This window comes from Sulfitobacter sp. 1A13353, from assembly GCF_043557255.1.
GTDB lineage: Bacteria > Pseudomonadota > Alphaproteobacteria > Rhodobacterales > Rhodobacteraceae > Sulfitobacter > Sulfitobacter faviae.
The window spans coordinates 45,544-66,366 of record NZ_JBIFFS010000004.1 but is presented as its reverse complement, the minus strand read 5'-3'; the positions used below and the strand labels follow the sequence as shown (position 1 = coordinate 66,366).

The following is a 20,823-nucleotide window of genomic DNA, read 5'->3' as shown; positions in this document are numbered from 1 at the left end:
CCCCTTATCCACATATCTTGAGAGTTTAGGACGCCTTAACGCGGTAGGCCTTCTGGTTGTCCTTGGTCCCTTCCTCGATCATGCCGCTTGCGATCATGCGGTTGACGTGAAGAGGCAGGGAGGAGCGCGCCGAATTAAAGCTTTTATAGGGCAGATCCGGCAGGGTCGCATGGGTCAATTCCTTGAATGTCACCAGTTCGGGGCCGAGAACCTTCAGCGCTTCGAGGATGGTCGACGTGATCGCTTCATTCTGAGAGAGACCCCTGGTCGCAACGGCAGAGGAGTGCGACGTATCGCTTGCCGCGGCAGGCATAGGAGCGGGGGTCGCCGCAGGCGCTGCTGCTGTCGCAGAAGGCACCACCGACAGAGACTTCGCAGGCTTCGAGGTCACCGCGCCCGACAGGACGATCTGACCATCGTAGTAGAGCGTCTGGCCAACCATATCAGCCGTCACTTCGACCTGCATCATCTCGCCGGATGTGATTTTCATTGCAAGCGCAAGAACGTCGGCGGAGATCGACGGAATGGCGGTGGAACCTGCCTGACGAGGATCGGGCTTCCTGGAGACAGGCTGCGGTGCGGGTGTGGATGTGTGAGCCGGGGCCTGAGGCTGCGCGGGGGCTGGTGTAGGGGAAACGGAAGCGAGCATGGTATTGGTGTCCTTGTCTTTGTCGTTGGAGAGGGTAGGCGCCGACTTATTCTTCTGAGGTGGCGCTTTCTGATTTGTCGCGCTGGTAATATTCAGCTTTTTCGCAACCGCCTGCATGGGCGATGATGCGATTTCTGCACTGGCCTTTACGGCCTGTTTGGATGCGGGCAGGGCAAGTGTGCCGAGCTTGCGCTTCGGCGTAGCTGGATCCGCGGGTGAGGCAGCATCTGTAAGGAAGTGGCTCGGTGTCGGCACATGCTTGTGACGGTTTGTTTTTCGCATTTTCTTACTGCTCTTCAGGATGCTGGTGAACTCGCGGTCGGATAGTTCCTTTTGTTTGGGAGCTGGACCGAAGACTTTCTCTTCTCGTGCTGCTTCGCCGATCGCGATATTGCATTTCCTAACTACATTGTGCCTGGAGCGATAATCCGATGGGGAGCATGGACCGAAAATAGCTTTGCTGGCCTTTGGGTGCTCTAGCTTTAGATGGCCTCCATTGGTTTTGCTGATCGACCATCCATCCTCCTCGAGATCTGCTAAAGTTGCGCGGTAGTCCGAACAACTGATGCCTCTTAAAACAGGCGAAACCATAAACATCTCCTTTTGGCTTTCATAAACTTTCTGACATACTGGAAACAGACTAGCAAGCCGATTTTTCGCAAAACCGCTAATAGGCTCAATCTTTCATTATTTATATGGTCAAACCACCACGTCGCCGCCCGGTTTGCAGCCGCAACCTCGCGTTACGTCGATTCTCACGCAAATGAGATAGAACCGTTTGCGAAAATTCTAGTTATACCTTAAAGATGCATCTTCTCGTAAGGAGATCCCACATGAACTCGGTATCACGTATCGCAATTGCTATGACATTCTGCTTGGTGACGACACCCAGCTTCGCCGCCAATATCACCTCAGCACATAGTTTCACCACTCTGCCTTCATTCGTTACCCTTGCTGCTTCCAAGTCTGGCAAAGAAGGCAAGAAGGACAAAAAGGCTGCGAAGGAAGCTGAAAAAGAAGCCGAGAAGGCTGCTAAGGACGCCGAAAAAGCTGAGAAGGAAGCCGAGAAGGCCGCTAAAGAGGCGGCGAAGGAAGCCGAGAAGGCGGCGAAGGAAGCCGAGAAGGCTGCTAAAGAGGCTGAGAAAGCCGCCGAGGAAGCGGCTAAAGAAGCCGAAGAGGCGGAAGAAGAGGCCGCCGAGGAAGCGGCTAAAGAAGCCGAAGAGGCGGAAGAAGAGGCCGCCGAGGAAGATGATGACCGCGAAATGGGACCGGAAGATGATTCTGACGGCTCGACCGATCAGAATGGGACAGCACCTGACACAAGCGACCCCACAGGATCCACTGAAGATGGCGACACAGCTAAAGAGTCGAATAGCGGATCAAGCGATGAGAGCACCTCCGACACGCCTGACGTAACCGTCCCACCGCTTCCACTCCCTCCTGTCGCATTGCCGCCGGTAGCTGTCCCGCCCCTCACTGTCGATCTTGACAATAAGGTTCAGGAGAGCCGTGAGAAATTGGACGGCATGCGCAGCAAAATCGCAGATCATCGTGATGCCGAGTCCATTCTGAAGCTTCGTCGTCTGCGCGGTGAGATCACTCAGGATGAGTATAAGACACAGATCCGGAGGTTGCGTGAGCAGGAAGCCTTCGCTGTCCTCAAGATGAAGAAGCTCCAAAAAAGCACACGCTCTTTGAAGTAGGTGCTATGAAGGTGCAGCTGTGGATTTCATGGCTGCACCCTGCCAGACCCCACCCGGGGTCACTGGGTGTTGCTGAAACAAATATTTCGTACTAGATGATGCGAGAACGATAGGGTCGGCGGACCCCTCACTAAGTAAAGGCATGGCGCTGACGCATTTTCTGATGAGACCCTCGGGTTTCTGATTTTGGAAATGTTATTGGGGAGGTCAAGAATTGCCGCTTGAGTTCGCATGCATCGAGGGTGTGGTTCACCATATTCCCAAGCTTAAAGAAGATGCCAAGAATCTGAGCCGTCGTGAGGCCATCCCCCTCCACAGGGCGCTTGATAGGGTTGCGCAGGATGTCGGGGTCAAAGATGGCTGGCATTCAGTCATCTTCAAGAAGTGGGCCTACCACAACGATGGGCATATCTATCAGATCAGCCCGGTCGACAAGCTGCGCCGGATCAGATTTGACGCTCTTGCAAATCTGAGCAGCCTGCCTGACGATTTGAACCTCCATATCTCACTGAATGACATTTCCGATGGGGACGTGCCTGTGCGGGATGTCTGCATCCAGGTATCTGATCACATGAATGTCGCAATGGACGCCCATGCGCAGAAGCATTTTAAAGCATTCCTGTCGGAGAAGACCCTGAGGGCTGGCTGTATCTTTGCTATCTATTGTGCCGATCACCTTCTCGAAGCAAGAAATAGGATCGCCTTCCAGACTTCGCCAGCCAATACCGATAGCGATCTGGACGGGCAGGATGGGCCCTGAGGTCTAAGCCGCGGCTGGTACGTGATAGGCGTCCGCCAATACCTGGCGAAACATCTCTTCGAGCTTCTGAGCATTTGCGCTAAGAGCAATCTTTGTTTTGCTGCGTCCCAGTCCAAAAAGACATTCAGAGAGTCCGTTCAGATCATCGATCTGCAAGGTATCATGAGCGGTTGTGAGGAATATCGCTCCAGAGCATCCACCTTGTGGAAAGGACGCGACTTCACCGAAGAGGGGGATTTGCCGCGGAAGCACAACCGGCCTGTTCAATCCAACACCAAAGGCAAGGAAAAGACCGGCATGACGGAGCTCGGGCGCGGCCTCGCGTGTTGGTGTTACGTTTGGAGCAAATCGAAACAATCGCACCTCCCAGCCGGGGGAGGAATATCGCGTCAGCCCACGATGAATACGAAGTTTGTCCATGTCAGTGAATATGGACCTCGACCGGGGTTTTGGCAAATGGCATTTGAGCCCTCCTGTATCAGGGCTCGATCGCGCGCTCTCTCCGGCCAGGGATCTCGATACCGTCTTGTGCATAGGCGCCGTGGAAGAGGGTCCTTGTGAAATCACGTTCGGCCTCGATGCTGATGAGGCCGCGTGATGCAAGGCAGCCCTGCACACATCCCAACCAGCGCGAGATCTTGTCGATCGGCAAGCTGTCGTGCTCCGCAACTGCTTGGTCACACATCCAAAGGAGGTTTGTGAGCGAGAGGTAACGATCCTCTGCGAGAGGATCTGCCATGCCGGAGGCTTGCTGCTCCTTAATGAGCTTGCTGTACCGCTCGAAGACCTCTGCGGTGGCTGCACTGAGCGCCGTCATTTGTTCAGAAGAGAAGCATTGGTGTTGGCCGAGGTGAGGCCATCGGCCCGCGCATTCGGGTCACGCGGATCAGGTCCATATTTATTAGGCCCCTTACTGCCTGGAACGATGAGTAGGAGAACCTGGAACAGGAGCGCAATAAAGGGAACAAAGTTTAGTAGCACAAAGAATCCACTGTAGCCAATATCCCGGCAACGCTGCGCCATAACGCAGAATTGGGACGTTATAAGACCCACACCAACAACGAACGTGCCAAGCCCGGTAATCCCAATGACAACATCGTTAGCATTTCCAAGTTGAGTCAGAGAGACAATCAACACAAAGAGGGACAGCGATACGCCAAGCTGGGCGAGCATGAAAAGCGCAAAACTCTTGCGGTTTCGACGACCGGACTTCCAGCCGAACATATCTTCAAAAGGTGGCTTCGACATGGGTGCTCCATCTGTAGGTATCGCTTCCTGCGCCGTTATTCGCAAACCTAGCCGCTCGAAAGCTTCACTTCCATGCAGCCCAAGAGGCTTAGTTGTGGATAACCCCCAGAATGAGACCGACCCTAGCTTTCGCTTGGTTTTCGCAACGCGTTACAGTGGCGTCAACAGGCCCTCGGACCTAATAGCCGCACTCCTATGACGAAAGCCGCCACCATGCAGCAGATCAACCCCGCGAAAATCATTACTTCCCTGATTGCCAGAGAGCGTGAGGATGAGGCCCTACAGATGTTCGACGCGCTGGGGATCGACACGCCCGAAGGATACATGTCAGTGCTGAATCTGCTCGGCGAACGGGGCGATGACCTCAGGTTGCTCAAACTTGCGCGTCGCGGGGCGGCCCAGTTCCCGGCACATGCTGAGATCCATGAACATTGTGTCAAAGCCCTGTTGCGCGAAGGCGATGCTCGAGGCGCTGCCGAGGCTGCTGAGGCCTTTATGCATAGCAGCGGCAATCAGGGGCTTTGGGCCCTATGGGCAGAGAGCCTGCTGCGCGCCCATGAGTTTGAATGGGCTGGCACTGTTTTGAACCAATACATGCCTCAGAACCCGTTTAATGCAGGTGCCTGGATCGTCACTGCACGGCTGCTCTGGCTGCATCCCATCCCGGAGACACGGAATGTCTTGAGTGGACTTATCCAGGAGATCAGGGAAAGCCCGATCGAATATGGGATCGATCAAGGTCACATGTGTTTCGCAGCCGGCCTGATCCACGAGGCCTTAGGAGACCTCGATGCGGCCTGGGACGCCTTCAAGAAGGGCAATGAGATCCATCACGCTGTCGAGATGGCGGAAGGGGATGAAGAGGGCCGGCTGGCGCAGAGCATCCAGGACCATATTTCCGCACAATGGATCAAGGAAAACAGCCTTGAGATCGGCCGTAGCCCGCGGCCGGTCTTCATTCTCGGATCACCCGCATCCGGCCTTGCTGAGCTTTACACAGCTGCGACAGCTGACCAAAGCATGGGCCGTGTTGGTGAGCCGCGCATGTTTGAGCGCGATCTACACCGGCTCTGCGGCCCCAGCCATGAAGAGGGCTATGGGGAAGCCCTATCGCGGCTCACAAGGGACGACATGAGTAGCCTTCGCCAACGGTACCTGGAGGTGAACCGGGACCGCATTGCCGGCGCCACGAGCTTTGTGGATGGTTTGGGAACGAACATCCGTCACGCTGGCGTGTTGAAGGCAATGTTTCCCGATGCCGTATTCTTGCGGGCCACTACAGCACGACCTCAAGAAACCGTTGATCTATTTCGTATGCCACTGGATCCGCGGGCCCATCGATCCGCTTCAGACCTAGAGGCCATCCAAGGGTATCTTGCCGCACATGATGCGTTGAGCGCGCATTGGTCAAACGTCATGGGAGGCGACTTTGCAGTTGTCGAAGGCCCAAAGCGCAAGGCTGTGGAAGCGCATGTCTCCGGTTGGCGCGCCGCGGGGCAGGGGGGAACCCTTTCCTCCGCGGCTTTCGATTGGCCGGCGCCGCGGGGCAGTGTCAGAAAGCGGTATTTGGAGTTGGCGGGCTTGAACGCCTAGAACAGGATCCTTTTCCACAGTTCAGCTGTGCGAACGCCTCAAACTCTTGGAACTCTAAGTCAGTTTCAGGGCATACTCATACAAACGCAATAAGATAGTCCTCAGGAGATACAGATGCTCAAAACCCTCGCTCTTACCGCCGCTGCAATGGCAGCACTTACCGTGCCAGCCCATGCGCATGGGGCGCATCATACCCATATTGCGAAAAAAGCGCCCGCAATGACTGCCGCAGGCGTCTGCGATGTGGCGGTCTCCAAGGCAAACCTGCAGCGTGTAGAGGCTGTTTTCCGCAGTATGCCGCAGTCAACACGCAAAAACCTGCAGCATGTTCTGCGTCACGCCGATCTCTATGATGGCAGCGATGATGGCATCTGGGGTCCTAAAACGGAATGCGCCATGGCGCCGGTTGTTGCGCGCTACAACGGCATGATGGACGATGCGGCTTTGGTGGGGTTCTTTGAGTATATGCTCGATGGGGGCTTTGTCCTGGATTACCCCAGCGTCGACGGGACACCCAACCCATATCCGCACCGCGGTATGCTTTACTGAATGCAGACCATTCCGGATAGGAGGCCGACATCGAGCGACTTTTTGAAGTGATGAGCTCTGAGGTCGATTTGGACCAGGACTGATCTTGCGGTGTGATATGATACACTGGAGGCGGAGGACATTATCTTGAATATCATTCGCCCCAGCGACCCTAACATACAAGGCATCCTTACCGCCAAAGGCTTTGCGGTCTCCATGATCCTGGATATGAGCCCGCTCGACCTCGAAGCTGAAATCGCCCAAGCGGCTCTGGAAGGGTCAGATGCTGCCAAAAAGATTGTCAATTCCACGGGATTGGACGATGAGGTTCGATCGCTTGAGGCCAGCGACGGCAGTCAGACCGCCGTGGAGCACATGTTGCCAGATGAGGTCGAGGACCCGTTCAGGAACGCCGTAGAGGCTGGCTTTGATAAGCTAGAAGAGGCTGAGAGCCTCTATGAGTATCCCAGCGAGATTCCGGATCTGGTGATGCACGCAGCTCTTGGTTTCTGAGCGAAGGTTTTCTCAGTGACGCTCTAAGATCGTCATGGAAAACAGCAAACCCTGAAAAGGAAACGACATGCGCTATACGATCGCTGATGAGAACCATGACCTTTGGGGTCATCTTTTCGATGAAGACGATGGCGTGATCGAGCGCCATTGCCGCTTTGTCTACGACAATGAGGAAGAGGAACTCGTTCGCGCTGATATCCGCGTGGACCATCGCTGGATCAGGGCAGGGCGCCACTCTCTGAATGATCTGGAAGACAGTCTGAAGGACGCCAATCCTGAGGCGCTCGAGGACCCTGAAGCCTGGAACCTTGGGCAGTCAGATGAAATGCCTGACTGGGCAAAAGAAGAAGCGACGCCCGAGCCTTAACGCGCGCGGTCTCTGATTGGGTAGAGCCCACCGCTTATGCGGTGGGTTTTTTATTTCCCGGGTTCACAGGCATCTTCAGACGTCAGCAGCTGTTCTGCATCTGTGGGTGTCTTGTCACCCAGACCAAAGGGGCAGGCAACGATCACATCTTCCGCTTTGATTGTTTCGGAAAGCGCGCCCATGTTGCGCGATACCAGGGATTCTTTGGCTGAGATCAGGATGTCCTCTGTTGAAGCGATCCGGGCGGATTCCGCTGTCGCCTGATCCATTGCGTTCCTCAATTGGTTGAGGTCATCTTGGCTTGGCTCATAGCCTTCATCAAAAGCCGACTTCAAAATGCTATCGACAGCTTCGCGTGCTGTGACATCTTCGAACATATCATCCGCCAGAAAGGCAACCGACTGTGCGATCTTTGCCAGCCTGTCACCGGACGAGATTCCTGAGAGGCCATTGAACATCTTCTCATGCGCGACGCGTGTCTCAGCGAGATTATCCGATAGGCCCTCTACATAGTCTAGGTAGTTCACCAGATCAGCTTCGCTGTGCCCTTGAGTGCCTGCGATTGCACCTAAGGCGCGGATCTCAAAAAGTGCCAAATCATCAGCACCTGTTCGCTTAGACAACACAGGGTCTTTTTGGATAAACGGCACCATTCGGTCATTTGTCTCTTGAGAGATCTCGACCCCGGTAGTGATCATACCAGAATGCAGGCCAACCAAATATTGCTCATGGGAATTGATGAAGAGGGTCTCTGCTTTTTGCATGCGATGTTGCGCTTCCCACAGCACGTCACTTCCGGTGGTATCACTGTTGATTAAGTGGCTCCCGACAGCGGCGGCAGCAGCAAATGTAAGCGCGAGACCCGCGCTTGTAGATACTACACCGATTAAGAGCCTCTCAAATTCACTTGCATAACCCATTGTATTTCCTCTTCATTCATAAACACCCCCTGCGGCAGTACAGCCCAAGGAGTGCAGTTCAATGACATCTTAAACGGGCCGCATGAAAACCCGCAGGGTCAGATCTTGGCATGGGTGAGGCCAGCGGTTCTCATGCCGCTGACCCCTCAAGCTTTAGGCAGCAGACAGCGCCCCCTTCATATTTCCCTCGACGATCTCACGTGCCCGCACACCAGAAATGGTCTCGGTTTCCAGCAGGGCGTCGGTCAGCCGATCCAGACCATCGCGCCGCTCCTTCAGCTCCATACGGACATCGTCAATGGCCTCGTCGATGATTTTGGCAATGACGCGGGAGGGTGGATTGTTCATGTCAAAGAGTGTCGGATCCTTTGGATCGATCACCATGAAGCCCAGCTCGGACATGCCATAGGTCGTGACCATGGCGCGCGCGATCTGCGTGGCCTGGCGGATGTCAGAGGCCGCACCGGTGGTGATCATGTCAGGTCCAAATATCAGACGCTCGGCCTCGCGCCCGGCAACAGCCACCCGCAAACGGGCCTTGAGGCGCGCCACTGTCTCGAAGACGCGGTCCCGCTCAGGAGACTGCAACACGAAGCCCATGGCCGCGCCCTGCGGCGTGATCGTGACTTTCTCGACCGGGTCGGAGTGCTCAGACCCCAAGGCAATGACCGCGTGCCCTGCTTCATGGACGGCCGTCAACTGACGCTCGTCTTCCAGAAGTTTGATGCTGCCGCCGGACTGGGGCAGAAGAAGCCTGTCGCGGGCAGTGGTGAAATCCTCCATGAGGATCTCCTTGCGCCCTTCGCGGCCGGCCGCCAGGGCTGCCTCGTTGACCAGGTTCTCAAGTTCAGCACCTGAGGTCTGAAACACTGTAGCTGCGATGGCATGGAGATTGACGTCCTCCCCCAGGGTTTTGTCGCGGCAGTGTACGGCCAGGATCTCTTCGCGTGCTTTGATATCGGGCAGGGTCAGGGTGATCTTACGGTCGATCCGGCCCGGGCGGATCAGCGCGGGATCAAGGATTTCCGCGCGGTTGGTGGCCGCGATGATGAAGATGCCGGCACGCGCATCAAATCCATCAAGCTCAGTGAGCAGGGCGTTAAGTGTGGCATCGCTTTCGCGTGCCCCGGAGCTGTCCGAAGACCCACGGGCCCGGCCCATGGCGTCGATCTCATCGATGAAGATGATGCAGGGCGCAAGTTTGCGGGCTTTGCGGAAGATGCTGCGGATCTTCATGGCGCCGAGACCCACGAACATCTGGTTCAAGGAAGAAGCGTCGATCGAGATGAAATTCACCCCGGCTTCCTTGGCCATGGCACGCGCCATCAAGGTTTTGCCGGTGCCCGGAGGGCCATCAAGCAGCATACCGCGGGGCAGGCGGCCGCCGGCCATACCTACATCGCCTTCATCGCGCAGCAGGCCGATAACCTCTTCGACACCCTCGCGTGCTGCATCGAGGCCTGCAACATCCTTCAGACCTACCGGAAGGTCCTTGTGCTGGATGATGGAATACCCGCGTTCAGTGCCAAAGCTGCTGCCACCCACGCCCATCATTTTCAACACCATGAAGGCGATCAGAACGACAAAGAGGATCTGGAAGGCGATCGACGACTTTTGCAAACCGGTCAATCCTGCGTCATCAGCAAAGACACCCACCTCGAAGTTCGAGCTGCCCAGGTCCTCGCGGATCAGATCATTGAGGAATGGGTCGTTGTAACGCGGAATATCGACAGAGAGGACATCCCCCTCGATCTCTTCCCCCTCCGCATCAAGCTCCTCGGCGTCGTCTGGCTTCGAGAAATTGAAGAAGGGCTCCTCCTCGGCAATGACATCGCCGGCGCCTTCGACCATCTCGATCAGGATCTTGTCTTTCAGGATAGCGACCCGGCGTCCGGCGCCATCTTCAGTGAGAATATCTTTGAACCGGGACAGTGGCACTTCGTCAGCCGTATCCACTGCCGTGAAAGGCCACTCCTTCGTTTCTTCGGGAGCGAAGAGCAGATATGTGCATGTCAAACTTACGATCAGCGAGACAACAAAGGCGACAAGCGTGAGGGTTTTGGGTTTGCGCGGGGGAGTAATGGCCATGTCATATCCTGAAGTTTGGACGGCCTATTCGCCGCAAACAGAGGATATGCGCAATGCCATTTTTCGCAACGCGCGATGGATCAACGAGAGGGATGAGTTGTGGATATCCCGGCATTTAGTCCGGGGTATCAATAAAAAAGCCCGGCTACCGCCGGGCCTTTCAGGGCATTCCCTTCGGAACAGGGTTGCTACTTCTTCTTACCGGTCGCCGCGAGAATGCGCAAAAAGAGGTTGATGAAGTCCAGGTAGAGCTCAAGAGCCCCCATAACGGCCGACTTCTCGATCTCATCATCGCAGGATGAATGAATCTGGTTCACATACTCGGTCTTGATGTGCTGGGTGTCATAGGCCGTAAGGCCCGCAAAGATCAGTACGCCCGCCAGATTGACTGCAAATTCAAATGCTGTCGACTGAATGAACAGGCTCAGCACCGAGGCTGCGATCAACCCAAACAATGCCATGAAGCAGAATGCACCGAGACCGGTGAGATCCTTCTTTGTCGTATAGCCCCAGAGAGACAGACCGGCGAAGGCGGCCGAGGTGATCAGAAAGGTGTTTGCGATCGACCCGATCTCGAAGGACAGGAAGATGGAGGTCATCGAAATGCCCATCAACGCCGCAAAGAGCGCAAAGAACATCTTCAGCACGAAAGGGGAGGAGGGCCGCTCGATCATCCACAACAGGATCACCATCAGCAATGGCGCGAAAATGGCGAACCAGCCCAAACCCGTTGGCGACAATGTCTCGGGATTGAAGAAGACTTTGAGCAGTTCTTCGGTCGTATAGATGTACCACGCTGTCGCGAAGGTCACGAAGGTACCCAGGGACATCATCCCATAGACGTTGTTCATGTATTTCTTCAGGCCGGCATCAATCCGGGCTGCACGCGTTTCGTCGTAGCTGGTCGTCGAATGCACTCATGAAATCCTTGTCTTGCCGCGGAACGCCCGCCGCTTTGTGAATAATATTCCTGTTGCACTCAGGGATTGCAAGATAGAACATTGCGAAAAACTAGGTTTGTCATATTTGGACAACGCGTTAACTTAGATTGGAAAACCATGAGCATTCTGTCAGACAGCGCGCCCTTGATGATCATCGGCAACCGCAGCCGCACCTGCGAGCAGGCGCTCTTCCAAGAGGGGCATCTGGTCATGGATGTCTATGAAGAGCTGCATGGCACCAAGGGGGTCGCATTGCTCGGAGCAATGGCCGAGCGCGCCGCTGCCGAGACCGGAAAGCCGATCTCATACGTTTGGGTAACGCAGAAAGAATATCTCGACTGTCTGGGCTATACGCCGTTTGACGACATGGCCGATCTGATCCGCGCGGCCTGGGATGAGGATACCGCGCATGGCAGCGAATGGACAAAAGACACACCATCGCGGGGGCAGGCGGCCGCAACTGCGCTACTGGTGAATGACATGACGGCCATGCCCGTGATCCGCGGACGTGCGCGGCGCCCCGACGGCACACTGGCAAACCATTACTGGAACCAAGGCCTCGATCTTACGGCGGATCAATTCCCCGAAGGGACTACCTTCACCGCAACGCCAGGACTGCAGGGCAGGGCGGCCCGTGATTATCTCACGGCCTTCCCCCCAGTATTTAAGCGCTATGCGATCCTCGCTGAGCGGTTCCATGAGGCCCGTTGCAGGTTGCAGATTGCATCATGAAAAATCGTTCGACCGGCCGGGGTTGAACCCCGCGACCCGTTTGGCTTCCGCTTCCAGTCGAATGATCATATCGATCGGCAGCTGGCCGAGCGCATTGGCCTCCCGGACCAAATGCGTAAGAGGGTCACGGCTGATCAGCTTCACGAACTCCGGCACAGTGTAGAGAAACTGACCGGTGGCCGTTTCCTCGATCCAGAGCCGTCCGCCCACCTTGGTAACTTTGAGCGCCTCCTGCCCGGGATGCGGCATGTTGCTGTAGCCGCCAAGATGCGGCGCGCGCCATCCCATGAGATCGGTGTCGGGCACCAGCCCCGGTGAGGTGCTCTTGTCATCAAGCTCGGTCAGCTCCGCTGAAAAAGCGGCGATCCCATGCTTGAGGACTTGCAGGTCATAGCCGCCTTCAAGGATCGACAGAACCCGGCCATGACAGACCTCATCTGCGAGCTCTGCCAGACGCTTACCGAACCAGCTGTAATCCTCCATCGTCCAGTTGAGACCCGAAAGCGGGTCGTCGCCATGGGCATCAAACCCTGCAGAGACGATGATCAGATCCGGGCCGAACTCTGCCACCCGGTCAAAGATGTCCGCCCAGGCCTCGCGCATCGTGGCGCTGCCGCTTCCCTTGTCCAGCGGCACGTTGATGATTTGGCCCATTCCGCCGGTCTCTTCAGGCTGTCCGCTGCCCGGCCAATTGCCCTTTTCATGGGTGGAGGCGAAGAGAGTATCTGGTTCATCCCAAAGGATATTCTGCGAACCGTTACCATGGTGCAGATCGGGATCAATGAGCGCAACCCGCGCCCCGTGGCGATTGCGCGCATCCAGTGCGGCCCAGGCTGCTGTGCCCAGAAGGCAAAAGCCCATGCCGCTGTCTTTGGTGGCGTGATGGCCCGGCGGCCGGGCGACAACGAAACCCGTAGAAGTTTTGCCCGACATGATCTGAGATGTAGCCGACCGGGCGCCGCCCAAGGCTGTCAGAGCCGCCTCCAAGGTTGTCTCCGACAATACCGTATCACCGCCATCGAGCTGATGAGCGCGCGTTCTGCTGAAGTCCGCCTCCGAAATCATCCGCAGGTAGTTCGGATCATGCGCAATCTCCGCCTCGACCAATTCCACCGGCTGTGCCCCATGCCAGCTAAGCTTGCCCTCCGGCAGCTGAAGCAACCCCGAAAGGGCCGCCATCTGACGATGAGGGCGCTCGGGATGTCCAGGCTTGGAAGGATGAATGAAGCCCTTGGTCTGATAATGGATCTGCATGAAAGTCCTTTGTGGTTAACGTTATTTTACGCCGACATCCGCCTTGGAATCAGAATCCCTCCGGAAGATCGATCCGAAATCCAGCGCTTTTGGCGGCCGCGCGGTGCAGATCGACACGCTCTTCCTCCGTGATCCCGATGGTATCCGCGAGGCTGTCGACCTTCTCCGCGCTCACGGTTTTTGCGCCAGTGGTCAGCTGCGAGATGTAGGACCGAGTGATCCCCATCTCGCTGGCCACCGCCGACCGACTCTTGCCGTATTGATCAAGGTATTTCCCCAAAGTTTCACCAAAGGCTTTGGCGTCATCCGCCTTGTCGCTCATGACTGGGTATCTCCGGCGGCCAGCTTCTCGGCATCGGTATAGTCCATCGACGCTGCGGCCCCTGATGAGAAGGCCACGGTCTTTCCAGCCGTGGAGGCAAAAGCCGCCCGTGTGGCAACGGCGTCGCCGCCATAGGCCAGCGTCTTGCTGCGTGATACGCCCATCTTTGCGGCTTCCGCATAAGCATCCATGCCAACCCCCATAAAGAGGATCTCCCAGCCAGACGCTTCCTTCTCTGCGACGAGCGCCTTGAGGCCGGCCCAGGTATTCTCTTTGGAGTCTCGCTCTTCCCCATCAGTCTGGATCGCCAGAACGATCTTAATGTCATCGCGCCCCTGAATGCTCTGCTCGATCGCCCGGATGGTCGTGAAAGCTGCATCGATCAGGGGTGTGCCGCCGCGCGGGGTGTAGGCTTCTCGGTCCAGATCCTTCACCTCGCCAATTGGGGTGGCCATGTAGGTCTTCTCAAGTTGCATCTTGTAGCTAGACGCGCCAGCGAAACCGGCATTGCCGAAGGCACCGCCGATATAGGCGGAGGCGGCCACGGCACCGGTCGGTGCGTGCTCAGATTTGGTTGTCTGCTCTTGATCGGCAAAGTAGTCAAACTGAATCAAGCTGAAGAGCATGTTATCTTTCGTCTTCCGCAGCTCTTCGATCCAGGCATTGACTCCGGCGATGGTTGTATCGCGGATCTGCATCATGGAGGCCGAACGGTCCAGAAGAAGGGTGACAATTGTTTTCTGTTTCTGAGATTCGGTCATTTTCAATGTATCCCTGTGTTTTTCGCGTTGGTGTTAACCTGATAGCTAACCACCCTTATGTCAACTCATTTGGTATACATGTGACTGCGTGGCGGTGGAGTTTTCCACATTATTATCTATAGCGACCATGTTTTTCGCATTGGACTGCATTACCCTCCGCTATGATCATCGAAAAACTTCAGGGATATGAGCCAGCAAAAGGGAAGCATCTACGCCTATACGACCCCCGCCTACCGTGACACCCGCTGGACCGGGCGGCGCCGGGGCAGGGGGCTCATCAAGGTTGGCTATACACGACGGGATCCGCATGTGCGCATTCGCGAGCAGATCGGCGCTTCGTCCCCAGAGAAGGACCCCTACACGCTGCTTTTGACAGCTCAGGCTGTCAAACGGAACGGCAAGACTTTCAGCGACAAGGATGTGCATCGCATTCTGCGCGGCATGGGTGTGCGCAACGTCCATAACGAATGGTTCGAGGCTCGCCCTGAAGATATCCGCTCCGCTTTGAAGATGATTGATGCCAGATCTGTTCGTAAAGGCAGGCGACACTCGCGCCGCAAGCGCAAGCCAGCGCCTTTCCGGCGGACCAAGACAGCAATTTATGCCTCCCTGACTGGCACGGTCTTTTACGCAGCTCTTTTTCCTGAACAGGCGAGGGCTGCGGGATCGGCCGTTCTGTCGCTTGCCATTGATTATATAGCCTCGGGCGTGTAGCTCACCGCCAAGTGCGAAAAAGCCAAAGTGTCTCTCAGATGCGCTACATCGTTGCGCGTGAGTACATGGCGGGATTTTCACAACGTCTTGCTATGGTGGCCTTATGAAACACAACCTGTTCAATGATGCGAAATATGATCCAGTCACACTGCTTCCTGTAACGGATCGCGGTGATTGGGTTGCCACATCCCTTGGCGGTATGTGGTCGATCCTGAACCCGCATCCGCGGGATGTCTTCATTGACGATCTGGCCTGGGGCATGGCGCGCACCTGCCGCTATGGCGGTCAGCTCAAACATGACGTCGAGCTCTATTCGGTGGCTGAACACGCCACAGCCATGACTTGGTGGGCAATTGAGAACGGCCGCGTTCGCCATGTGGAAGATGCACTCGCCATCCTGCTGCATGATGCCTCCGAGGCTTTCTACGGCGACATCCCAACACCGATTAAGAAGATGCTGCCAGACTATAAGATCATGGAGGATCGGGCGCAGTTTGTGATCCAGGACGCTTTTGGTTTGACGGCTGAAAACACCCTCATCACCAAGAAAGAGATTAAGGAGATCGATGTCAGGATCCGCATCGATGAGCGTCTCAGCATCATAGAAGAGCCGGCACTTAGTGCAGGGCTGAATGTGACCTGGGAAAGCGATCCTGAACTTGAGCGCTTGGGAGTAGAGGTGGCCTGCATGTTGCCGAGCCAGGCGCGCGCCTCCTTCATGAGTTGCATGACCTGGGTCTGCGAAAATATGCCCTACCGCGACCCGGCCATCGCGCCTTTGATCGAGATGCATCTGGACCGGGTGCTGGAGCCGACCGGCGGGAAGAAGCCGAGAAAAATGCAGGTCGTTGAAAATCCTTATGAGAAAAACGAGGTACTGTCCCATGACAATGACGCTGAACTCACCCTTTGAAGATGCCAATGTCCAAGCGTTCCGCGGGAAGCTTCACGCTGCTGCGCGGCGCATCGACAAGGTTCTGGAAACACATGGTTTCGACAGTGTGGATGCCGCGCTCTTGAAGGCGCTTGGCAACAAGTTCGCGAAATCGGGTGTCCTGAAAGAGGCCAAGGGCGACACATTGATCGATAAGATCACCCATGGGATGCCTGTGGGTTTCATTCGACGCAGAAGCGACTTTGGCAAGCGGCGTCTGGACACCAACATACAGAACAAGGCGGCCATCGCGGGATATTTCGAAGACACGCCTGGCTTTGATATCGAGCGGCTGGCAGCAGGGGAGCCACAATCGGATGACTTCCGCCGCGAAGCCGCCGCCCAGCTCGATGCGCTGCAGAGCATCGCCGAGATTATCTACGAGCCCTACCATGAACTCGCCACCACTGAATACAAATTCCATGAGAAAACAAATGTATTCAGGGAGTTTGAGAACCGAGAGATTGGCCATTATTACAGCTGGCAGAACGTCGACGACCCCTTTGCCACTGAGGAACCCGCAACCCAGCCAGCGGCGCAAATGGAGCTGGAGACCAGCGCCGGCCTCTGAGACGCGCTAATTGCCAGTTGGGCGTATCTTCCTCTATACTTTGCGAATAACTGGGAAGCATGAAATTCCATTAAGCGAGGATTAAGCATTGTTTACGCCAGTATTTATCTCAGGTGTCATTCTGGCCCTGACAGGGAGCGCCGCGGCAGTGCCGCCGTCATGCGACCCCAATCTGCTTTCGATCGAAGGGGCAGGGGGCGGCGATGCCGTCAGCTTCGAGGTCGCCCTTGCTGATACGCCAGACACGTTGTCTCGCGGGTTGATGATGGTCGACGACATGCCAGCCGACGCCGGGATGCTCTTTATCTTCCCCCATACAGGCGAGGTCTCCTTCTGGATGAAGAACACATTAATCCCCCTCGACATGCTCTTCATTGATGAGGCGGGATATGTGTCCTCTATCCATGAGAACGCCATCCCACATGACACAACCTCGATCCGTAGTGATGGTGATGTGCGCTACGTTCTGGAGATCAATGGCGGCCTTAGCGAGGCACTCGACCTCTCTGTCGGGGACAGGGTGGTGAACTTAGCCATGGGTACGGGCTGTGCGAAAAATACTAAAGGAGCAGAGTAGATGTCTGAGACAAAAGATCCATTCACTGGGGCGAAGCAAACTGCCAAGGGTGTCACTGCATCCTCGGCACATGGCGGTGGGGCCTTTTTCCGCCACAAGGGGCTGATGAATGTCATCGCCAAAGATCCCGGCACCGGTCGGGAAGATGCTCAGAACCTTGAAGGCGCCAGGGACTGAGACTTAATCTCGGGATGCGCTTCGCTCGAACAGCACCAGCTCGGCCGTCGCAGCTCATTCCGATCGGCAAATGTGGTCCACCAGGTTACGCCGCAGGCACCGCATACGTGCATTGTCGTCGCCCGCCGAGTACATGTCTTGTGAAGTCCAGAGCGCCAATCCGACAAAGCATTTCTGAGGCGATCTACGTATTGCATAGAAGCTCCTGGTTGGCTTGATGACAGGAGGGGCGCAGAACGCCCCTCACAGTTCATTGCCGTGGCTTAGAGGCTCGGCTGATCGTCCTCAACGGCCTCCATGCTCGGCATATATTCATCGTCCGGCTTGTAGCAGAGCTTGTCGGTGGTGCAGTCCTCTTCGAGGTAGTCCGTACGGACGCCGCGGAAGGTGGGCTGGAACAGCGAGCCACCCTCATAAGCATAGAGATACTGCACATCGATCAGAGCACCGATCTCGGGGATCTTCTTGTTGGCGGGCACCGTCACCTTGCCCACTTCCGTCCAGTCGCCATCCTGCAGCAGCTCCATCGAGACCGAGCGTTTGCCAGTGGTGTGACCGGACACCCGAGCCGTGATGTCATTGTAGAACTTCAGCTTCACCTGGTCGCCGCCGGAGTTGGGTTTGCCAGCAACATAGGGCGCATCCAACCGCTTGAATACGAGACCTTCAGCCTTTTTCTCACGGTGACGCGCGATCAGTTCTTTGGCGAGCGCGACATTATCGATAACCCAGGTATCGGCACAGCGCAGGGTATCGTCGACATCCGCCTTGGCGCAGAGGTTGCTGAAGACATTGAGCTGATGAAGACGCGCCTTGAGCGGCTGGTTGGCCAGATCCGTGCCATCGATCGAAAGCACGTCGAAGGGCACCAGATATTTGCCCATATCCTCACAGTCGATCGCGAAGTCTTTGAGGCCTGCAGCGACCAAAGCCTCGACCGCCTGAGCAAACTCACCGCGGACAGGCACTTCGAGGCCCAGCTTGTTGGCCGTGGTGATCTTGCCATCGACGACGTTCAGACCGCGGCGTTCGCCATCGAACTTGACCTGTGCAACCCACTGGCCCGGTTCGCGCGCGATCACCTCGAGCAACTCTTCCTCCGTGGTCGGATTCAAAAGCTGGGGCTGAAAGCCGGTGACGCGGCCTGCATTCTCGGTGCCAGCAAAGGCCACACCATCGCCACCTGCAGTATAGCCCTTACGTGTCTTTTCATTGACGATCTTTGTGTAGATCTTGTCGGCCGTTTCATAGTCGACCGGATCTGGGGTCTTGATCTGGGGCTTCAGAGTGCCCCCATAACGTCCATTGGCGCAGTGGACGACCCAGCCGGTGCCTTCCTGCTTAAGTTCTGCGGTATAGGCCTTGTCGCTGCTGCCGGCCTTAAGCCGAAGGGCTACGGATTTCGCTTCCATGGAATGCTCCTTGATATTCGGTTTTAACATCTTCCACCCCCTGAAGAGAGGTGGATTTCCGACGCATGCAATGGGGCATTGAGCCCCTTGCCTGCGCAGGGAGTTGACGCTTCTACGGGCGCTATTGCGGTCCCCTCCACGTCCAGCAACGGTGTGTTCCACCGCCGTTTTCCCGCCGTCTCGCCCCGGAGGGCGCGGTCGCGGATCACCTTTGCCGCATTGGTATCGGCATTGTCCGCCGCGCCGCAGGCGATGCAGACGAAGACCGCTTGGCTCTTGCGGTTCTCCTTGTCTACATGCCCGCAGGCGGCGCATTCCTGGCTCGAGTATGCGGCAGGAACCTTGACCAGCACGCCACCGGTCTCCTCCAGCTTGTACCCAAGCATCGTCTCGAACTGGTGCCAACCTACGTTCAGGATGGCCCGGTTGAGGCCGCGCTTCTGTGCCACATTCCGACCTGGCTCTGCCAGTGTGCCACGGGCGCTTGCGACCATGTTCTTCGTTCGAAGATCCTCAATCGCAATCAAGCCATAGTCCCGCACCAAGGAGCGGGAGGTAACATGTGCCAAATGCTTGCGCGCTCTGGCGTTGCTCGACTTCAGTCGCGCGACGCGGGCCCGGGCTTTCGCGTAACGTCGCGAACCCCGTCGCTTGCGCGACATTTTGCGCTGCGCACGACGCAGAGCTGTCTCGCGCGTTGCCATGGTCGCCGGCAGCGATACCTGAGTGCCGTCCGACATCGCAAAGGGCACTGCGACACCGCGGTCGACACCGACAGCACCCGTAGGGATATCGTCTTCGGGAATGTCCCAGCGGTGTGAGATCGAGACCTCCCAGCCGCCACCGGCGCCGCGGCGCAGGGTGGCGTTGCGGATATCGACTGCGCCCCCTTCACCGCGTCGCAAGGGCCGGGTGTCGCGGTAACGGATCCATCCGATCTTGGGAATCCTGACCTCGGACCATTTTGCATTGAGTTGCCGCACCGAGATCTCGCGGCCCGCCTGTCGAAAGGCGTCGTTTACGCCTTTTCGTCGCGGTGTAGGGTAAGACGCGCGGCCTTCGAAGAAATTCGCAATAGCGCGATCGAGATCCATCAACGCCTGGTTCTGTGCGGTCTGGCTGACGGCACCGACCCAGTCATAGGCGGCGCGCAGTTCGCTGAGCTCGCGCGACGACCCTTTGGCGCCAAAGCTGCGGCGGGCGCCGCCTGCATATCGCTTGCCGCTCCAGATCCGCCGCTGTTCGAGGGCGAGGTTGTAAACGAGACGCACCACACCTGCCGTCTGCGCCAGGAGCATTTTCTGCTCTGGCGTCGGGCGCAGGGTATAGACATGGGCTCTAATCACTTCCATATACCAAAGGTAAGGTTTGGTCTGAGGAAGCGCAAGATGGAATATCACACGGGACGACATGTAGTTACATCACTGCATGTGCATTTGGTCTTTGTAACAAAGTACCGCCCCGGAATGCTCGACGATGATGCGTTGGCGCGCTTGCGCGGCACCTTCACTTCCGTCGCCGAAGGTTTCGGCGCGGTGCTGGTGGAATGCGATGGCGAGAAAGACCATGTCCACCTTCTGGTGGAATACCCCCCGACCGTGGCGCTGTCGCGCCTCATCAACTCCATGAAAGGGGTCGGGTCCCGGATCCTTTTGAGGGATCGGCCTGACCTGAAGGCCCATGCCGCCAAGGGTTTGTGGTCCCCGTCCTATTTCGCAGCCAGCTGCGGGGGCGCACCGATCGAGATCGTGCGGAATTATGTGGCCAATCAAAGATCAGCCCCATGACAAATCGCCCCCATCCCTCCCCGCCGTGAACAGACGGGGCTTCCCGGGGGGGGGTTGGGTGACTTAAAGGATACGCGCGCATCGCGCAAATCCCCAAGTTTATGATCGGCACTTTATCCGTAAGGGGGATCTCTTCTTGTAAGAGGCGTACCTGAGACAGATATCAGACAAGCAACCCTAACCTTCAGGAATACCCCAACAGCATCGAGCGGTGCGAAAAACAATTATTCGGAGACAATATGCAACGACGTTACTTCCTTCACATGACCTCA

Annotated in this window: 25 protein-coding genes; 13 read left to right on the top strand and 12 right to left on the bottom strand. The window is 56.6% G+C overall.

Going from position 1 to position 20,823, the window contains the following annotated elements; all coding sequences use genetic code 11:
* Window positions 1-25: 25 nt before the first annotated feature.
* Window positions 26-1,240 carry a hypothetical protein gene (locus tag ACGYLO_RS10870; RefSeq protein ID WP_394376474.1) on the bottom strand — a complete coding sequence of 405 codons (1,215 nt, stop codon included), beginning with the start codon at window positions 1,238-1,240 and terminating at the stop codon, window positions 26-28.
* Window positions 1,241-1,482: 242 nt separating this feature from the next.
* Between ACGYLO_RS10870 and ACGYLO_RS10865 the strand changes: the two genes are divergently transcribed.
* Both ACGYLO_RS10865 and ACGYLO_RS10860 read left to right on the top strand, forming a co-directional pair.
* Window positions 1,483-2,352 (top strand): hypothetical protein, encoded by an 870-nt coding sequence (locus tag ACGYLO_RS10865; protein ID WP_273055553.1) that lies wholly within the window; start codon window positions 1,483-1,485, stop codon window positions 2,350-2,352.
* 214 nt (window positions 2,353-2,566) lie between these two features.
* Window positions 2,567-3,112, top strand: coding sequence for a hypothetical protein (locus ACGYLO_RS10860; RefSeq protein ID WP_273055551.1), 546 nt, complete (start codon window positions 2,567-2,569; stop codon window positions 3,110-3,112).
* Window positions 3,113-3,115: 3 nt separating this feature from the next.
* On the opposite strand, the gene ACGYLO_RS10855 is transcribed toward ACGYLO_RS10860, so the two are convergent.
* From ACGYLO_RS10855 to ACGYLO_RS10845, 3 genes are all read right to left on the bottom strand, one after another.
* Entirely contained in the window at window positions 3,116-3,532 is a 417-nt protein-coding gene (locus tag ACGYLO_RS10855; protein ID WP_394376473.1) for a hypothetical protein, read from the bottom strand.
* Between the two features lie 58 nt (window positions 3,533-3,590).
* Complete coding sequence (locus tag ACGYLO_RS10850; protein ID WP_394376472.1) at window positions 3,591-3,851, bottom strand: hypothetical protein; 261 nt, start codon at window positions 3,849-3,851, stop codon at window positions 3,591-3,593.
* Window positions 3,852-3,925: 74 nt separating this feature from the next.
* Window positions 3,926-4,360 (bottom strand): DUF805 domain-containing protein, encoded by a 435-nt coding sequence (locus ACGYLO_RS10845; protein WP_273055545.1) that lies wholly within the window; start codon window positions 4,358-4,360, stop codon window positions 3,926-3,928.
* 213 nt (window positions 4,361-4,573) lie between these two features.
* Here ACGYLO_RS10845 and ACGYLO_RS10840 point away from each other — a divergent pair, with 213 nt between their 5' ends.
* From ACGYLO_RS10840 to ACGYLO_RS10825, 4 genes are all read left to right on the top strand, one after another.
* Window positions 4,574-5,953 carry a hypothetical protein gene (locus ACGYLO_RS10840; RefSeq protein WP_394376471.1) on the top strand — a complete coding sequence of 460 codons (1,380 nt, stop codon included), beginning with the start codon at window positions 4,574-4,576 and terminating at the stop codon, window positions 5,951-5,953.
* A gap of 114 nt (window positions 5,954-6,067) precedes the next feature.
* Entirely contained in the window at window positions 6,068-6,502 is a 435-nt protein-coding gene (locus ACGYLO_RS10835; RefSeq protein WP_394376470.1) for a hypothetical protein, read from the top strand.
* Between the two features lie 126 nt (window positions 6,503-6,628).
* Window positions 6,629-6,994 (top strand): hypothetical protein, encoded by a 366-nt coding sequence (locus ACGYLO_RS10830; protein ID WP_273055539.1) that lies wholly within the window; start codon window positions 6,629-6,631, stop codon window positions 6,992-6,994.
* A gap of 67 nt (window positions 6,995-7,061) precedes the next feature.
* Entirely contained in the window at window positions 7,062-7,361 is a 300-nt protein-coding gene (locus tag ACGYLO_RS10825) for a hypothetical protein (protein WP_273055537.1), read from the top strand.
* 50 nt (window positions 7,362-7,411) lie between these two features.
* On the opposite strand, the gene ACGYLO_RS10820 is transcribed toward ACGYLO_RS10825, so the two are convergent.
* The 3 genes from ACGYLO_RS10820 to ACGYLO_RS10810 form a co-directional block, all read right to left on the bottom strand.
* Window positions 7,412-8,281 carry a hypothetical protein gene (locus ACGYLO_RS10820; RefSeq protein WP_394376469.1) on the bottom strand — a complete coding sequence of 290 codons (870 nt, stop codon included), beginning with the start codon at window positions 8,279-8,281 and terminating at the stop codon, window positions 7,412-7,414.
* A 153-nt stretch (window positions 8,282-8,434) separates the two neighbouring features.
* Window positions 8,435-10,369 carry an ATP-dependent metallopeptidase FtsH/Yme1/Tma family protein gene (locus ACGYLO_RS10815; RefSeq protein ID WP_394376468.1) on the bottom strand — a complete coding sequence of 645 codons (1,935 nt, stop codon included), beginning with the start codon at window positions 10,367-10,369 and terminating at the stop codon, window positions 8,435-8,437.
* A gap of 188 nt (window positions 10,370-10,557) precedes the next feature.
* Entirely contained in the window at window positions 10,558-11,286 is a 729-nt protein-coding gene (locus tag ACGYLO_RS10810; RefSeq protein ID WP_273055531.1) for a Bax inhibitor-1/YccA family protein, read from the bottom strand.
* Between the two features lie 141 nt (window positions 11,287-11,427).
* Between ACGYLO_RS10810 and ACGYLO_RS10805 the strand changes: the two genes are divergently transcribed.
* A complete protein-coding gene (locus ACGYLO_RS10805) occupies window positions 11,428-12,042 on the top strand; it encodes a hypothetical protein (protein WP_273055529.1) in 615 nt (204 codons plus the stop codon).
* On the opposite strand, the gene ACGYLO_RS10800 is transcribed toward ACGYLO_RS10805, so the two are convergent.
* The 3 genes from ACGYLO_RS10800 to ACGYLO_RS10790 are packed head-to-tail and all read right to left on the bottom strand — an operon-like array spanning window position 12,037 to window position 14,385.
* Entirely contained in the window at window positions 12,037-13,296 is a 1,260-nt protein-coding gene (locus ACGYLO_RS10800) for a histone deacetylase family protein (RefSeq protein ID WP_394376467.1), read from the bottom strand. The genes ACGYLO_RS10805 and ACGYLO_RS10800 overlap by 6 nt on opposite strands.
* Before the next feature lie 49 nt (window positions 13,297-13,345).
* Entirely contained in the window at window positions 13,346-13,618 is a 273-nt protein-coding gene (locus ACGYLO_RS10795; protein ID WP_273055525.1) for a helix-turn-helix transcriptional regulator, read from the bottom strand.
* Window positions 13,615-14,385: a hypothetical protein gene (locus ACGYLO_RS10790; protein ID WP_394376466.1), complete on the bottom strand. Its 771-nt coding sequence runs from the start codon at window positions 14,383-14,385 to the stop codon at window positions 13,615-13,617. Before ACGYLO_RS10790 ends, ACGYLO_RS10795 begins: the two co-directional genes overlap by 4 nt.
* Window positions 14,386-14,565: 180 nt before the next feature.
* Between ACGYLO_RS10790 and ACGYLO_RS10785 the strand changes: the two genes are divergently transcribed.
* The 5 genes from ACGYLO_RS10785 to ACGYLO_RS10765 all read left to right on the top strand — a co-directional run bounded on the left by ACGYLO_RS10785 (window position 14,566) and on the right by ACGYLO_RS10765 (window position 17,352).
* Entirely contained in the window at window positions 14,566-15,093 is a 528-nt protein-coding gene (locus ACGYLO_RS10785) for a GIY-YIG nuclease family protein (RefSeq protein ID WP_394376465.1), read from the top strand.
* A gap of 103 nt (window positions 15,094-15,196) precedes the next feature.
* Window positions 15,197-16,006 (top strand): hypothetical protein, encoded by an 810-nt coding sequence (locus ACGYLO_RS10780; protein ID WP_394376464.1) that lies wholly within the window; start codon window positions 15,197-15,199, stop codon window positions 16,004-16,006.
* Window positions 15,978-16,598, top strand: a complete 621-nt coding sequence (locus ACGYLO_RS10775) for a hypothetical protein (protein ID WP_273055517.1) — start codon at window positions 15,978-15,980, stop codon at window positions 16,596-16,598. Before ACGYLO_RS10780 ends, ACGYLO_RS10775 begins: the two co-directional genes overlap by 29 nt.
* A gap of 88 nt (window positions 16,599-16,686) precedes the next feature.
* Window positions 16,687-17,175: a DUF192 domain-containing protein gene (locus tag ACGYLO_RS10770; RefSeq protein WP_394376463.1), complete on the top strand. Its 489-nt coding sequence runs from the start codon at window positions 16,687-16,689 to the stop codon at window positions 17,173-17,175.
* Entirely contained in the window at window positions 17,176-17,352 is a 177-nt protein-coding gene (locus ACGYLO_RS10765) for a hypothetical protein (protein WP_394376462.1), read from the top strand.
* A 263-nt stretch (window positions 17,353-17,615) separates the two neighbouring features.
* Here the strand turns inward: ACGYLO_RS10765 and ACGYLO_RS10760 are convergent, their stop codons facing one another.
* Both ACGYLO_RS10760 and ACGYLO_RS10755 read right to left on the bottom strand, forming a co-directional pair.
* Window positions 17,616-18,764 carry a hypothetical protein gene (locus ACGYLO_RS10760; RefSeq protein ID WP_394376461.1) on the bottom strand — a complete coding sequence of 383 codons (1,149 nt, stop codon included), beginning with the start codon at window positions 18,762-18,764 and terminating at the stop codon, window positions 17,616-17,618.
* A 23-nt stretch (window positions 18,765-18,787) separates the two neighbouring features.
* The gene (locus ACGYLO_RS10755) at window positions 18,788-20,176 is read right to left on the bottom strand and encodes an RNA-guided endonuclease InsQ/TnpB family protein (RefSeq protein WP_394376460.1); all 1,389 of its coding nucleotides are present in this window, start codon (window positions 20,174-20,176) and stop codon (window positions 18,788-18,790) included.
* Between ACGYLO_RS10755 and tnpA the strand changes: the two genes are divergently transcribed.
* A complete protein-coding gene (tnpA, locus tag ACGYLO_RS10750) occupies window positions 20,153-20,551 on the top strand; it encodes an IS200/IS605 family transposase (protein ID WP_394376459.1) in 399 nt (132 codons plus the stop codon). The two genes, ACGYLO_RS10755 and tnpA, sit on opposite strands and share 24 nt — an antisense overlap.
* Window positions 20,552-20,823 lie beyond the last annotated feature (272 nt).